The following is a 14,281-nucleotide window of genomic DNA, read 5'->3' as shown; positions in this document are numbered from 1 at the left end:
CCGGGGGGCCTTGGCTACGGCAGGCGGACCAGGCGCTCGTACGCCTGGAGCCCTCGCATGAGCACGGACTCGTCGAAGTCGAAGGCATCCGAGTGCAGGGGGATCCCCGTGCCGGTGCCCAGCAGCAGGAAGACCCCGGGAAGGCTCCTTTGGTACCAGGCAAAGTCCTCGGCGATCAGCAGCGGTTCGGGGACGTCGCGCAGGTCAGGGAGCGCACCACGCACGAGCGAGAACAGATCGTCGTCGTTCACGACCGGGGGATAGCCGTCGGAGAAGTGCGTCCGCGCCTCGCAGCCCAGGGAACCTGCGATGCCATTGGCAAGGGTGGCGAGCTCGGCGCGGCACCTCTCCCCCATCCCCACGGAGAAGGTCCTGAGGCTTCCCTCCAGGTGCGCGTGGTCGGCGATCTGGTTGCGAACCGATCCCGCCTCCATGCGCCCGAACTTGAGGAGGCACGGCTCCTCCGCCTCCCTCTCCCCCATATAGGAATACGAGGACAGGAGGAAGCGGGAGCACGCCTCGAGCGCATCACGACCGTCCGATGCCTTCGCAATGTGGCTGGCACGGCCGAGGAAGTCGAAGGTGGCCTCGTTGCTGGCGGCGAGGAGGGGGCCGGGCCTGCTTGCGATGACCCCCGCCGGGAGGTCCGGCCACAGGTGAAAGCCAAAGATGCGGTCGGCGTGAAGCCTGTTGAACAGGCCCGTCTGACACACGACGCGGGCACCTCCCGTGGTCTCCTCGGCGGGCTGGAACACCAGCAGGACGTTTCGCGGGAGCTCGTCCATATGAAGCGCGAGGTTCCGCGCCAGGCCCAGGACCATGGCCATGTGCCCGTCGTGCCCGCAGGCATGCATGCGTCCGGGGGTGCGGCTGGCGTAGGGGGCGTCCGTGCGCTCGGTGATGGGAAGCGCATCCATGTCAGAGCGTATGGCGGTGGTGGCCTCTGCGCCCATGTTCGCGAGCAGGCAGACCGTGGACTCGCAGGGCTCGAACACGCTCAGGCGGTCGTCGGAGGAGGCAAGGGGATCAAGTACGGAGTGCACGTAGGCACAGGTGTTGGGAAGGTCGAAGTCGACCTCGGAAATCTGATGGAGGTCGCGGCGGTAGCGTCGCAGCAGCTCCAGGTCAGGCTCGCGCATGGCTCGCCTCCCCCTCCCTCAGCTCGTTCACAAAGCATTCGAGACGGGCGAGCCCCTCATCCAGCGTGTGGTCGTCGCAAGCGTAGCTCAGGCGCACGTGCCCCTCTCCCCCAAAGAACGCGCCGGGCACCAGCGCAACGCCCGCCTCGCGGATGGCGCGCTCGCAGAACTCCTCGCTCGTAAGGCCAAACTCGCGGACGTCGGGGAACGCATAGAAGGCGCCTCGAGGCCTGGGGGTGGGAAGGCCCATCTGTCCCAGCGCCACGACCACGCGGTCGCGACGGCGGCGGTAGCTCTCGCGCATCTGGCCGACGTCCGTCCCCAGCGCCTCCACGCCCGCGTGCTGCACGAAGGCGGGGATGCTGCTCACGGCGAACTGGTGGACCTTTGCGGCCTGTCCCATGATCCAGGACGGCCCTAGGAGCCACCCCATGCGCCAGCCGGTCATTGCCCAGGGCTTTGAGAAGCTGCCAACCACCAGGGTGCGGTCGGCGAGCTCTGGGTGTGCGGGCGCGAACGAGGGCGCCTCCCCGTCATACGAGAGGAGCCGGTACACGTCGTCGCACACCACGAACAGGTCGTGGTCGCGCGCTGTGTCCGACACAGCGGAGAGGCTCGCGGCATCCAGTACGCAGCCCGTGGGGTTGTTGGGGGAGCAGAGCACGACCGCCTTGGTGCGGGGCGTGACGGCGCGCCCCAGGGCGGCGGAATCAACCTGGTAGCCGGCAGGCTCGGTGTCGAGCTCGACCACGCGCGCCCCCAGGAGCGAGGCGATGGACCCGTAGAGCGAGAACGCCGGTGTGGGGACGATGACCTCGTCACCGGGCTCGAGGATGGTGGAAAGGGCCACGAACAGCGCCTCCGTGGCACCCACGGTGGCAATCACGTTGTCGGGTGTCGCGACCTCGGGAGAGACGCCACGGGCCGCCTCTGACGACGCGATGGCCTCGCGCAGCCAGGAAAAGCCGTTGTTAGGCGGGTAGTGCGTGAGACCCGCCGCGAGGTCCTCCCCCACCCGGTCGCGGATGGCGGGCGGCGTGCCCTCGCCCGGCTCGCCCAGCGTGAGCGAGACGCAGCCGGGCGTTTTCGCGGCAAGCGCCGAGAAGCGCCTGATGCCCGAGGGTGCGAGCCCCCGCAGGCGCGGGTTGATCGTGAGTGCCATGGGTACCTCCCGGGTCCCACGCCCGCTGCGACACCGGTGCCCCGACTGCCGTCGGGAGGCGCCGCGGGCGGGACGGAGGCCCCTCTCCCCTGCCTAGGCTTCGAGCTTCTGCCTGAGCAGCTGGTTGAACAGCTTGGGGTTGCCCTTGCCCTTGCTCGCCTTCATGCACTGGCCCACCAGGTAGCCAACGACCTTCTTGTTGCCGTCGTGGTACTGCTGGACCTGGTCCTGGCACCTGTCCAGGACCTCGTCCACGATGGGCTCGAGCGCACCGGTGTCGGTGACCTGGCGCATGCCGCGCTCGTCCACCACGCGCTCCGGGTCGTCCTGGGTGCCGTTGACGGCCTCGAGCACCTCGCGGGCCTGGGCAAAGGTGATGGCGTCACTGGCGAGGAGCGTGGAGATGGAGCGGACCTGGGCAGGGGTGAGGGCGTCGAAGGCGGGGACCAGGTTGACCATAACGTTCGCGATGGTGGGGACCACGCGAGCGTCGACACCGTCGGCCGCCTCCTCAAAGAAGCCCGCCGTGACGGGGTCGCCGGCGATCTGGGCAGCGTCGGCACGCTTGAGGCCGTAGGACGCGATGTAGCGGTCGCGCTTGGCGTCGGGCAGCTCGGGGATGCGGGCGCGGCAGTCGTCGATGAACTCGTCGGAGAGGTCGAAGGGCGCGAGGTCGGGGTCAGGGAACAGGCGGTAGTCGTCCGCCGTCTCCTTCACGCGCATGACCACGGTGCGCTTGCGGCTGGGCTCCCAGTGGCGGGTCTCCTGGTAGATGATCCCGCCCTCCTCGAGCACCTCCGCCTGGCGGCGGATCTCGTACTCAAGGCCGTCGTGCAGGCTCTTGAACGAGTTGATGTTCTTAAGCTCGGTCTTGGTGCCCAGCTCGCGGGTCCCGCGGCGACGCAGGCTCACGTTGCCGTCGCAGCGCATGGAGCCGCTCTCGAGCGAGCAGTCGCTGATGCCCAGCGTGCGGAAGGTCTGCTGGAGCTTCTCCATGAAGAGGCGCGCCTCCTCCGGAGTGCGGAGGTCGGGCTCGGTCACAAGCTCGATGAGTGGGGTGCCGCAGCGGTTGTAGTCGATGAGGGACTCGGTGGCGTCGGCGATGCGGCCCTCCTCGCCGCCCACGTGCACCATCTTGGCGGCGTCTTCCTCCATGTGGATACGCAGGATGCGGATGGGGACCGTGTAGGAGCCGTCCTCTGCCTTGCGCACGGTCACCGGCGCGGCGACGTCGTGGGCGGCCACGGTGTCGGTGCCGGTCTCGACCCCGTCGGGGCGCTCGGAGGCACCCTCGCCGGACACCTCGAGGTCCAGGTGACCGTACATGCAGAAGGCGACCGGCCCCTGCGTGGTCTGGAAGTTCTTGGCCATGTCGGGATAGAAGTAGTGCTTGCGGTAGAACATCGAGTGCTTCTGGATCTGGCAGTTGGTCGCCAGGCCAGCCATCACGATGGACTGGATCGCCTTCTTGTTGGGGACGGGCAGCGCCCCGGGCATGCCCAGGCACACCGGGCATACGTTGGTGTTGGGCTCGTCGTCGTGGCTCAGCTTGCAGTTGCAGAACATCTTGGTCTCGAGCGTGGTGAGCTCGGTGTGGACCTCCAGGCCGATGACGGCCTCCCAGTCCTGGAGCACCTCCTGGAGGCTCCTCATGCGAGGTCACCCCCCTTCCCGGCAAAGTCGGGCGCGACGATGCCGCTCGCGTCGTAGGCGCGCTCGATGGAGCGGGCAAACTGCAGGAGCATGCGGTCCCTGAACGCGGGGCCCTGGAGCTGGGCCGACACGGGCAGCCCCGAGTCGCGCCCGAGTCCCAGGGGGACACTGACGCCACCGTTGCCCACGATGTTGTTCGAGATTGTGAACATGTCCGACGCGTACATCTGGGTGGGGTCGGACAGCTCGCCAAACTTGAACGCCGTGCGAGGGGCCGCCGGCATGAGGATGACGTCGCACTTCTCGTATGCGCGCTCGTAGTCCTGCGTGATGAGGGTCCTCACCTGCTGCGCGGGATAGTAGTAGGTGTCGTAGACCCCACTCGAGAGCAGGTAGGCGCCGAGCATCTGGCGGCGCTTGGCCTCCTCGCCAAAGCCGTGGGCGCGCGAGAGCGAGGTCTGCTCTGCCAGCGTGGCGCAGCCCTGCTCCTGGTACCCGTAGCGGACGCCGTCAAAGCGGGCGAGGTTGCTGAAGGCCTCGCAGGGCGCGATCACGTAGTAGGCCGAGATGGCGCTTGCGATGTTGGGGAGGTCGACCTCCACCACCTGGGCGCCCTGATCCTCGAGGGCGCGGGCGGCGCCGTTCACTGCATCCCTGACCTCGTCGGTGAGGCCCTGGACCTCCATGAGCTGGGGAACGATGCCCACGCGCTTGCCCGCTATGGGGTCTTCCAGGTGCTCCAGGAAGTCGATCGGGCAGTCCTGGCTGGTTGAGTCGAAGGGGTCGCGGCCAGGCGAGACGAGCGCGTTCATGGCGAGCGCGACGTCCTCAACCCGGCGGCCGAACGGCCCCACCTGGTCGAGCGACGAGCCAAAGGCGACCACGCCGTAGCGGCTCACGGCACCGTACGTTGGCTTCATCCCCACGACGCCGCAGAGGCTTGCCGGCTGGCGGATGGAGCCGCCCGTGTCCGATCCCAGCGAGACCGTGACCTCGCCCGACGCGACCGCGGCAGCCGAGCCGCCCGACGAGCCGCCAGGCACGCGCGTGGTGTCCCACGGGTTGTTGGTGCGGTGGAACGCGCTGGACTCCGTGGACGAGCCAAACGCGAACTCGTCCATGTTGGCCTTCCCGATGGGCGTGGCACCGGCGTCGAGCATGCGCTGAACGCAGGTCGCGGTGAACGTGGACTCGTAGTTCTCGAGCATTCGGGAGGCGCAGGTGGTGTGCGTGCCCACAAGGTGCATGTTGTCCTTGAACGCGCAGGGCACTCCGGCGAGGGGTCCAAGCTCCTCTCCCCTGGCCCTTGCCTGGTCGGTCCTCTCGGCCGCCTTGAGGGCGAGGTCCGCGGAGACCTCCAGGAACGCCTGGACCTGCGGCTCGCGTGCGTCGACGGCGTCGAGGGACGCGCGCGCGACCTCAGTGGCGGAGAAGTCACCCGCCCTCACGCCGGCGGCAATCTGGGCGGCGGAAAGCTGGTCGAAGTTCGCCATCAGCGGTCACCCTCCTCGGTTCCCAGGATGGACGGGACGCGGAAGTAGCGACCCTCGGAGGATCCCGCGTTCTTGAGTGCGACGTCGATGGGGAGCGCGCGGACTGAGGCGTCCACCACGTCCCCGCCCATCACGTTCGAGAGGTCGCCGATGGGGTGGAACGTGGGCTCCACCCCATCGAGGTCGTACTCGGTGATGGGCTTGAGCAGCTCGACCGCCTCGTTCATGTAGGCGGTCATCTCTTGGAGCTCGTCGCCCGTCAGGGCGATGCGGGCGTAGTCGGCGATGCCGGCGACGTCTTTCTGGCTCAGGGGCATGCGTTCCTCCCAGCCTTCCTTGCGCTGCGGGCGAGACGTAAGATTGCCCGTCCGCATCTGTCGTCTGTCTTGCGTGAACATTCTAGGCGAAGGCCCACCGCCCGCGCGAAGGCGCAACCCTTCGGAAAACTTTGATGGGGGCTGAATCCTCGCCGTCAGAAGATTCGTCCCATAGAAGATTCGTCCCATGCGTACACATGGGGGGCGATTACCGACAGCTGTGGGGCCGCGAGGGCCCCTCCGCAAGGTACCAATCTAAGGTTCCGGGCAACGACGACCACGGTGAGGAATCGCTGGGCTAGGAATGGAGCAGGCCGCTCGCCACTACATACGCAAGCGGGCACGTCACTCTCCCACCAGTTGAATCGAGAGGGCACGGCCGGGCCTCTCTCTTCCCCTTCTTTGACTCTTTTCCAACCCCGCGGGCAACCAATCGGCCCTCGGCAGGGCTCCGACGACGCAACGGAAGCCCTCTCTCCGCCGCCCCTCTCACGCGGCTATCTGCGCCGAAGCGAAGCAAGAAGAAACGCAACCGCGACCAGGGCGACCATCGTACTTGCACCAAACAGAACCGTCTGAACGCCAAGAGCATCCGCCAGGAACGGGGCAAAGAACAGGGGAATGATGCCGGCGCTGTTGAGGCCAGCCTGCATAACGGAGGTGACCCTCCCCACGTAGCTCGGGTCGCAGCGCTGCTGCGTGAGGGTCGTGCGGACCGGCCCCATGGCCCCAAACCCTAGCCCGGCAATGGCCTGCCCAACCGCCGCGCCCGCGACCGAGCCCGTGCCCACGTACACCATGGAGCCAACGCCCGTCACCAGGAGCAGCGCCGAGAGCAGCGTGGGGGTGAGCCTGCGCTCGGGAACGCGCATGACAAGGAGGGAGCCGAGGGTCCCGCCCACGCCCGCAATGGCCGAGAGCCAACCCATCCAGTCCGAGCTGGCGTGGAGCGTGTAGCGGTAGAAGAGCGACTCGAGCGAGTCGAACGCACCGTAGCAGAAGAAGCCCAGGAACCCCAGGAAGAACAGGAACGCAAGGTCACCGCGCGTGAAGACGATCCTGACGCCTTCCCAGAGCTCATGGAGAAACGCGCCGCGACCACTGTCGCGACCCGTCCCGTCGGGTTTACCCGTCTCCCCCGTCCCCGGCTTGCACAAGGCAGCACGGGGCATGCCCATCACCACTGCCTCCGCGGAGAGGGGCGCGAAGGCGAGGACCGAGAACACGCACTGCTGAGGGGCGACCATGCTGATAGCGCCGCCAAGCAGGGGCCCCACGATGACCGCGACGCTCGTCGCAGTGTTGCACAGGCTGTTCATGCGCAGCAGCTCGCGCGGGCTGTCGGTCAGGTAGCGCGGGAACGCGTTGACCGCGGTGCCCGCAACGGCCCAAAGTGCCCCGAGGAGGGTGGCGGTGACGAACAGGCTCCCCATGCTCAGCGGGAAGAGCCAGCCAAACAGTCCCAGCAGCGACATGGCGGGGAACGCGAGCACCAGCGCCCTGCGGGGTCCAACCCTATCGACGAACGGGCCACAGGCGACCCCACCCGCCACGAGGACGAGATTGAACGTGAGAACCAGGTACGAGACCTGGAACGCATTCGCCCCAAGCACATAGGTGGCGCATCCCACGACGCCCACGAAGTACGTCGCCTGAAGGCCCAACTGATAGAGAAGGTCCACCACGGCGAGACGAGATGCAAGACTGGGGAGGAGGCCATCCTCTCCCCTGGCTGATAATGCTCTCTGCATGGATGGCTCCTGCACCGCTGTGGCATTGCCCTACGGGTGGGTGCGCACCTTTCCGCGGGGCCCTATGGAGAAGACGTTAGCGCATTTGCCGGATTGCTGAAAGCCAGCCGAATGCCAGGCACCAGGAACGCGACGACACGATGCACGGGTGGCTCTCATCTTCCCGCCTTCCTGGCGGAGCTTGTGCTGGCGAACGCAAGACGAGGCCAGCGCATTCCGCCCCGGCGCCCGAGTCCTCAGCGCGTCCGCGCCGCCACGGCAACTTCGTCTGGTGCGGCCTTCTCGTCCGCCAAGGCCGAGGGGACCTCTCCCGTCCCCAGCACGCGGCTCACCACGATCTCGCAGATCGCCGCGAGGATCTGCTGAAAGAGCGTCCCCGCGACCACCGGGAACATGACCTCCGCGGGAAAGAACTGCTGCGCGAGCACCGCTCCGGCGGAGATGTTGCGCATGCCCACTTGGAAGGTCGAGGTCACCACGTCCTCGCGCCTCTCGCCCAGCAGCCTCGCCACGACAAAGCCCACCAGGTACCCCAGGCTCGCGTAGGCGCAGATGAACAGCGCGACCATCACCAGAGTTGGGGTGAGGTTTCGCATGTAGGCCGAGATCCCCGTCGAGTTTGACGCGATGACCAGCATGATGGTGATGCGTGCGGCGGGCATGAGGGCGGGGGAGAGGGTCCTCTTCCCCCAACCGTGCGTGAGGTCGTTGATCGCGACCCCGGCGAGCGCGGGGATGGCAATCTCGACGAGCATGTCAAACATCATGCCGGCGAAGTCGACCCGGACGGTCTCACCCAGCAGGAGCTTGAGCGTGAGCGGGATGGTGACGGGCGAGACGACCGTCGACACCAGCAGGGTTCCCAGGCCCAGCGCCATGTTCCCGGAGCTCATGCCGATCCACATGGTCGAGACCACGGCGACGGGGACGCAGTACTCGAGCACGATGCCGGTCACGAGGTTGCCATCCGAGCCAAACAGCAGCTGGGCGAGCACGCACGAGAATGCGGGCATCACGACCGCGGAGAGGCCCAGGATCACGAACATGGGCAGCGGGTGACGAGCCGTCTGTGCCAGGTTGGAGAAGCGGTTGGAGAGCGAGCCCTGAAAGGTCATGAACGCGAACAGCGCCACGACGAGGGGGTTGAGCACGCCCACCTCGCGAGGGAACAGCACGCCGGCTGCGACGCAGAGCGGCGAGACCGCCCACATGTGAGACCCGATGAACTCTCCGATTGCGCTCCACCTCTGCATGCGCCATCCCCCTTCGCTGCTCCACGCGCCATTGTAGGGCCGCGGAAGCCGGCATGGGCAGGCGAGGCTCAGTCGATCCAAACCCGCAGCCTCCCGAAAACGCGCGCGACCCGGACGACGCGCTTCGACGCCGCTCGCACGGCCCTCTCACCTGGCTTCCACATGACTTCACAAATCTGCCAAGTGCATTGATTGGCATGGCGGCTGTGGGTAAAATACCCCCCAGTCGGTAGGATATGTTGCGGGAGCCTGGCCCCCGCCGCTAAGCAAGCGCATCCGCGCAGACAAGAAAGAGGCACCATGGCAAGCGAGCTTCTCACCATTTCGGGGCTCTCGGCGGGAACCGAGGACAAGCCCATCCTCCACGACATCGACCTCTCCGTGGGCGCGGGCGAGACCCACGTCCTCATGGGCCCCAACGGCGCGGGCAAATCCACGCTCGGCCACGTCATCATGGGCGACCCGGTCTACAAGGTCAGCTCGGGCACCGTCACCTTCGATGGCCAGGACGTGACCGACCTCGCGCCCGACAGGCGCTCACTGGCGGGCATCTTCCTCTCCTACCAGGCGCCAGTCGAGGTCCCCGGCGTGCCTCTGTACAGCTTCCTTCGCACCATCTGCCAGATGAGGCCCGAGCTCAAGACCACCGCACGCAAGTTCCGCCAGCGCGTGGGGCAGATCATGGCAGAGCTCGACATGGACGAGTCGTTCCTCACCCGCGAGCTCAACGTTGGCTTCTCCGGCGGCGAGAAGAAGAAGGTGGAGATGCTCCAGCTCCTCCTGCTCCGCCCCAAGCTGGCGATCCTGGACGAGACGGACTCCGGCCTGGACGTCGACGCCCTCTCCATCGTGAGCAAGGGCATCGAGGCCTATCGCCGCGACTGCGACGGCGCGCTCCTCATGATCACGCACAACACGCGCATCCTGGAGCGCCTCAACGTCGACCGCACACACGTGATGGTGAGGGGTCACCTCGTGGCAGAGGGCCCCGCGTCCATGATCGACGACATCGACCGCAACGGCTTCGGCGCCTACGAGGACGGCCTCGCCGCCAGCCAGGGCGAGAAGGTCGAGGCATAAGGTGGCAGACGAAAAGGACAGGACGAACGCGCGCCCGGAGGTGGACGAGAGAGGCAGGTCGAAGGTCCAGGACGTCGACCGCTCGCTGTACGACTTCGTGAAGAGCGAGGAGGGCTACGAGCGCTACGCCGACGGGCTCACACCCGACATCGTGCGCTCCATCTCGGCCAAGAAGGACGAGCCCGACTGGATGCTCAAGATGCGCCTCGAGGCGCTCGAGCGCTTCCACGACATCGACATGGCGCCAAACTGGGGCCCGGACACATCCGGCCTCAACATGGACGACATCTCGACCTACGTCTCGCCCAAGACCAAGCAGGCGCGCGACTGGAACGACGTCCCGGCGGACATCAAGGACACCTTCGAGCGCCTGGGCATCCCGCAGGCGGAGCGCGACTCGCTCGCGGGCGTGGGCGCCCAGTACGACTCCGAGATCGTCTACCACAACATGCGCGAGGAGGTCGCCAAGCAGGGGGTGGTCTACACCACCATCGAGGACGCCATCCACGACCCCCAGTGGGAGCCTGTGGTGCGCAAGTACTTTGGCACCCTCATTCCCATGACCGACCACAAGTTTGCCGCGCTCCACTACGCTGTGTGGTCCGGCGGCTCCTTTGTGTACGTTCCCGAGGGCGTCTCGCTCGACTACCCGCTCCAGAGCTACTTCCGCCTCAACGCGAGCGGCGCGGGACAGTTTGAGCACACGCTCATCGTGGTCGAGCCCGGCGCAAACCTCCACTTCATCGAGGGCTGCTCCGCGCCCAAGTACTACGAGGCCAACCTCCACGCCGGCGCGGTGGAGCTCTTTGTGGGCGACGGCGCGAGGCTGCGCTACTCCACGATCGAGAACTGGTCCAAGAACATGTACAACCTCAACACCAAGCGCGCGAGGGTCGGGGCGGATGCGACGATGGAGTGGGTTTCCGGCTCGTTCGGCAGTCACGTGTCGTACCTCTACCCCACCACGATCCTGCAGGGCGACCGCTCGGTGTGCGAGTACACCGGCATCACCTTCTCCGGCGCAAACCAGGACCTTGACACCGGGTGCAAGGTCATCCTCAACGGGCGAGACACCCGTGCGTCCATGAGCGCCAAGTCCATCTCAAAGGACGGCGGGGTCAACACCTTCCGCAGCTCCGTGGTCGTGGGGCGCCATGCGGACAACGCCCGCTGCACCGTCTCGTGCCAGTCCCTCATGCTCGACGACATCAGCCGCTCGGACACCATCCCCGCGATGGACGTGCGCAACCGCACCGCCTCCGTTGGCCACGAGGCAACGATCGGGCGCATCTCGGACGACACGATCCTGTACCTCATGAGCCGCGGGTGCTCCGAGGAGGAGGCCCGCACCATGGTGGTCAACGGCTTCGCCAACCCGGTCTCGAAGGAGCTGCCGCTCGAGTACGCCGTCGAGATGAACAACCTCATCAAGCTCGAGATGGAAGGGGCGATCGGCTAATGGCCTCAACCTCAACTTGCCTGGAGGGAACCACCAAGGCGATGACCCTCGCCCACGTCAACGTTCCCCCCGCGCAGACCTGGAACTACCTCAAGATCGACCAGATAGCCCTCTCGGTGCCCGTCCCCACGAGCGCCGGCACCGTCCCAACGAGGCTCCCACGGCTCTTCTCCCGCATCGGCGCGGGCGTGGGCACCGAGGCCGTGTCATGGGTCGAGGCCACCACGGGCGACTCCCGCTACGTGGAGGTGCCGCGCGGCACCGTTCGGGAGGAGCCCATCGTCCTCTCCTGCGACGCCGACGCCGGCGAGGTGCGCGACAGCGGCGTCATGGTCCGGGGCGGCGCCACGGCGACCATCGTCCTCGTGAGCCACGGTTCGGGCGACGCCGAGGGTGACGCGCCCCTCTCCCCCACCCCCGCCGCGACCTCAGCAAACCTCGTGCGCGTGTATGCCGAGAAGGGCGCGACCGTGCACCTGGTGGAGGTCGTCGCCATGGGAGACGAGCGCCAGCACCTGGAGGGCATCGGCCTCGTCGCCGAGGATGGCGCCAGGGTCGACGCCCGCCAGTACCTCCTGGGCGGCGGTCGCGTGGCCGTGGGCTTCGAGGCCGACCTCGCGGGCGACGCCGCGACGCTGGACCTGGACTCCCGCTACATCGTGCGGCACCACGAGGTTCTCGACGTCAACCACGCCGTGCTCCAGCGTGGCGAGCGCACGCGCTGTGACATCCAGACGTCCGGCATCCTCGCAGACGCCGGGCAGAAGACAATGCGCGAGACGATCGACCTACGCCACGGCGGGCACGGCTCAAAGGGCAACGAGCGCGAGACCGTGCTCGTGACCGGCGACGACATCGTCAACAGGACCCTTCCGGTCATCCTGTGCGACGAGGACGACGTCGCGGGCAACCACGGCGCCTCCATCGGCTCCGTGAGCTCCGAGCAGATGACCTACCTCGCCGACAGGGGCCTCTCGGACGCCGAGGCGGAGGCGCTGTTCGCCCGCGCCCTGTTCGACGACGCCGTGATCCACGCTCCCGAGCAGCAGTCCCTCTCCGCCGCACTCGACCGCGCGGCGAACGTCGTGGGGGACGACATGGCACACGACCTCGCGTCCGGCCTGGGCATCGAGCCCGCCAGCGCGGATGATCCCAAGGAGGAGTAATGCTCGATTCGTCCCAGCTGGCAGCCATCACGGCAAGCCCCTACAAGAAGGACTTCCCGCTACTCGCCAACAACCCCGACCTCACGTTCCTCGACAGCGCCGCAACCTCGCAGCGCCCTAGGGCAGTCCTCGACGCCCAGCGGCGCTTCTACGAGACCATGAACGCCAACCCGCTCCGTGGCCTCTACAGCCTCTCCGTCGAGGCGACGCAGGCAATCGAGGACGCCCGCAACCACATCGCGAGCTTCATCGGCGCGGTCGACGAGGCGGGCAACCCCCAGGGCAACGAGGTCGTGTTCACGCGCAACACCTCCGAGTCGCTCAACCTGGTTGCCCGCACCCTCGGCGCGAGCATCCTCAAGCCCGGGGACGAGGTGGTCATCTCAATCATGGAGCACCACAGCAACCTCATCCCCTGGCAGCAGGTCTGCCGCCAGACGGGCGCACACCTCGTCTACCTGCGCGCGAATGACGACTTCCGCATCACGCAAGACGAGATCGAAGAGAAGATCGGCCCTCGCGCAAAGATCGTCTCGGTGACCCAGGTGTCCAACGTGCTGGGAGTGGAGAACCCCATTCGCCAGATCGCCGACCGGGCCCACCAAATGGGCGCATACATGGTCGTGGACGGTGCGCAGAGCGTGCCACACCTCAAGGTGGACGTCCACGACCTGGGCGCCGACCTCCTCGCGTTCAGCGCCCACAAGCTGGGCGGCCCCATGGGCATCGGCGTGCTGTGGGGCAAGGCGGACATCCTGAACGCCATGCCTCCGTTCCTCACGGGCGGCGAGATGATCGACTCCGTCACCGAGACCGACGCGGTGTGGGCGCCGGTGCCGCAGAAGTTCGAGGCGGGCACCCAGGACGCGGCAGGCAGCTACGCCTTCGACGCCGACCTCACCTACCTCGAGAGCATCGGCCTCGACACCGTGGAGCGGCGCGAGCGGCTGCTTGCCTCCTACCTCACCCAGAGCCTGGCGGCGCTCGACTTTGTCGACGTGATCGGTCCCCTGGAGGGCGAGCGCCACGTAGGTGCCGTCGCGTTCAATGTGCGAGGCGTGCACCCGCACGACGTCGCGAGCATCCTCGACGGCTCCAAGGTGTGCATCCGCGCCGGCCACCACTGTGCGCAGCCCCTGCTCGCCTGGCTCGGCCAGAGCAGCACCTGCCGCGCGAGCGTGGCGTTCTACAACGACAAGGAGGACATCGACCGCCTGGTCGAGGGCCTCAAGACGGTTTGGCAGGTGTTCAATGGCAACTAGCACAGGTGTCGCGAGCCTCTACAACGCGCAGTTCATGGACCACGTCTCGCACCCCGACTACAAGTACGTTATGGACGACCCCACGATGACCCACGAGGGCGTGAACCCCTCGTGCGGCGACGAGCTCACCTTCTCGGTCAGGATTGGTGAGGACGGCAGGATCGAGGAGGCCTCCTACCAGGGGCACGGCTGTGCCATTAGCCAGGCGTCCGCCGACATGATGAGCGACCTCATGGTGGACAAGACCCCCCAGGAGGCCATCGAGCTCTGCAAGCTGTTCGGCCGCATGGTGCGCGGCGAGGAGACCGACCCCGAGAAGATCGAGCAGCTGGACGAGGCCGCCATGCTCAAGGACATCAGCCACATGCCGGCGCGCGTGAAGTGCGCGGAGCTCGCGTGGCGCACCCTCGAGGAGATGCTCGAGCAGGGCGAGACGAGCGGGACGGTCTCGATCCCCGCCCACGACCACTGCGACTGCGGGGACTAGCACCTCTCCCCAACCTCATTGGCGCCCGCGGAAGCGGGCTGGAGTGAACGCCGGAAGGA

At 67.2% G+C, this 14,281-nt stretch carries 12 protein-coding genes; 5 read left to right on the top strand and 7 right to left on the bottom strand.

Features of this window, described 5'->3' with window-relative positions; all coding sequences use genetic code 11:
* Positions 1 to 14: 14 nt before the first annotated feature.
* The 7 genes from FYJ68_RS07930 to FYJ68_RS07900 form a co-directional block, all read right to left on the bottom strand.
* Positions 15 to 1,139 carry an amidohydrolase gene (locus FYJ68_RS07930; protein ID WP_154435680.1) on the bottom strand — a complete coding sequence of 375 codons (1,125 nt, stop codon included), beginning with the start codon at positions 1,137 to 1,139 and terminating at the stop codon, positions 15 to 17.
* Positions 1,126 to 2,301 carry a pyridoxal phosphate-dependent aminotransferase gene (locus FYJ68_RS07925; RefSeq protein WP_154435679.1) on the bottom strand — a complete coding sequence of 392 codons (1,176 nt, stop codon included), beginning with the start codon at positions 2,299 to 2,301 and terminating at the stop codon, positions 1,126 to 1,128. Before FYJ68_RS07925 ends, FYJ68_RS07930 begins: the two co-directional genes overlap by 14 nt.
* A gap of 93 nt (positions 2,302 to 2,394) precedes the next feature.
* Complete coding sequence (gene gatB / locus FYJ68_RS07920; protein ID WP_154435678.1) at positions 2,395 to 3,954, bottom strand: Asp-tRNA(Asn)/Glu-tRNA(Gln) amidotransferase subunit GatB; 1,560 nt, start codon at positions 3,952 to 3,954, stop codon at positions 2,395 to 2,397.
* A complete protein-coding gene (gene gatA, locus FYJ68_RS07915) occupies positions 3,951 to 5,447 on the bottom strand; it encodes an Asp-tRNA(Asn)/Glu-tRNA(Gln) amidotransferase subunit GatA (RefSeq protein ID WP_154435677.1) in 1,497 nt (498 codons plus the stop codon). The genes gatB and gatA overlap by 4 nt, the downstream gene beginning before the upstream one ends.
* Positions 5,447 to 5,764, bottom strand: coding sequence for an Asp-tRNA(Asn)/Glu-tRNA(Gln) amidotransferase subunit GatC (locus FYJ68_RS07910; protein WP_154435676.1), 318 nt, complete (start codon positions 5,762 to 5,764; stop codon positions 5,447 to 5,449). The genes gatA and FYJ68_RS07910 overlap by 1 nt, the downstream gene beginning before the upstream one ends.
* Before the next feature lie 497 nt (positions 5,765 to 6,261).
* Positions 6,262 to 7,515, bottom strand: coding sequence for an MFS transporter (locus tag FYJ68_RS07905; RefSeq protein ID WP_154435675.1), 1,254 nt, complete (start codon positions 7,513 to 7,515; stop codon positions 6,262 to 6,264).
* A 236-nt stretch (positions 7,516 to 7,751) separates the two neighbouring features.
* Positions 7,752 to 8,768 (bottom strand): bile acid:sodium symporter family protein, encoded by a 1,017-nt coding sequence (locus tag FYJ68_RS07900; protein WP_154435674.1) that lies wholly within the window; start codon positions 8,766 to 8,768, stop codon positions 7,752 to 7,754.
* Between the two features lie 300 nt (positions 8,769 to 9,068).
* Here FYJ68_RS07900 and sufC point away from each other — a divergent pair, with 300 nt between their 5' ends.
* From sufC to sufU, 5 genes are read left to right on the top strand one after another with little or no spacing between them, the layout of a single operon-like run.
* Positions 9,069 to 9,848, top strand: a complete 780-nt coding sequence (sufC, locus tag FYJ68_RS07895) for a Fe-S cluster assembly ATPase SufC (RefSeq protein ID WP_154435673.1) — start codon at positions 9,069 to 9,071, stop codon at positions 9,846 to 9,848.
* 40 nt (positions 9,849 to 9,888) lie between these two features.
* Complete coding sequence (gene sufB / locus FYJ68_RS07890) at positions 9,889 to 11,307, top strand: Fe-S cluster assembly protein SufB (RefSeq protein WP_326832287.1); 1,419 nt, start codon at positions 9,889 to 9,891, stop codon at positions 11,305 to 11,307.
* Positions 11,307 to 12,473 (top strand): SufD family Fe-S cluster assembly protein, encoded by a 1,167-nt coding sequence (locus FYJ68_RS07885; protein ID WP_154435672.1) that lies wholly within the window; start codon positions 11,307 to 11,309, stop codon positions 12,471 to 12,473. The genes sufB and FYJ68_RS07885 overlap by 1 nt, the downstream gene beginning before the upstream one ends.
* A complete protein-coding gene (locus tag FYJ68_RS07880) occupies positions 12,473 to 13,735 on the top strand; it encodes an aminotransferase class V-fold PLP-dependent enzyme (protein ID WP_154435671.1) in 1,263 nt (420 codons plus the stop codon). The genes FYJ68_RS07885 and FYJ68_RS07880 overlap by 1 nt, the downstream gene beginning before the upstream one ends.
* Positions 13,725 to 14,222, top strand: a complete 498-nt coding sequence (gene sufU / locus FYJ68_RS07875) for a Fe-S cluster assembly sulfur transfer protein SufU (protein ID WP_154435670.1) — start codon at positions 13,725 to 13,727, stop codon at positions 14,220 to 14,222. Before FYJ68_RS07880 ends, sufU begins: the two co-directional genes overlap by 11 nt.
* Positions 14,223 to 14,281: the final 59 nt, after the last annotated feature.

The sequence above is a fragment of the Olsenella porci genome (assembly GCF_009695875.1).
In the GTDB taxonomy this organism is placed as follows: domain Bacteria; phylum Actinomycetota; class Coriobacteriia; order Coriobacteriales; family Atopobiaceae; genus Olsenella_H; species Olsenella_H porci.
This window is presented reverse-complemented; position numbering and strand designations above follow the sequence as displayed.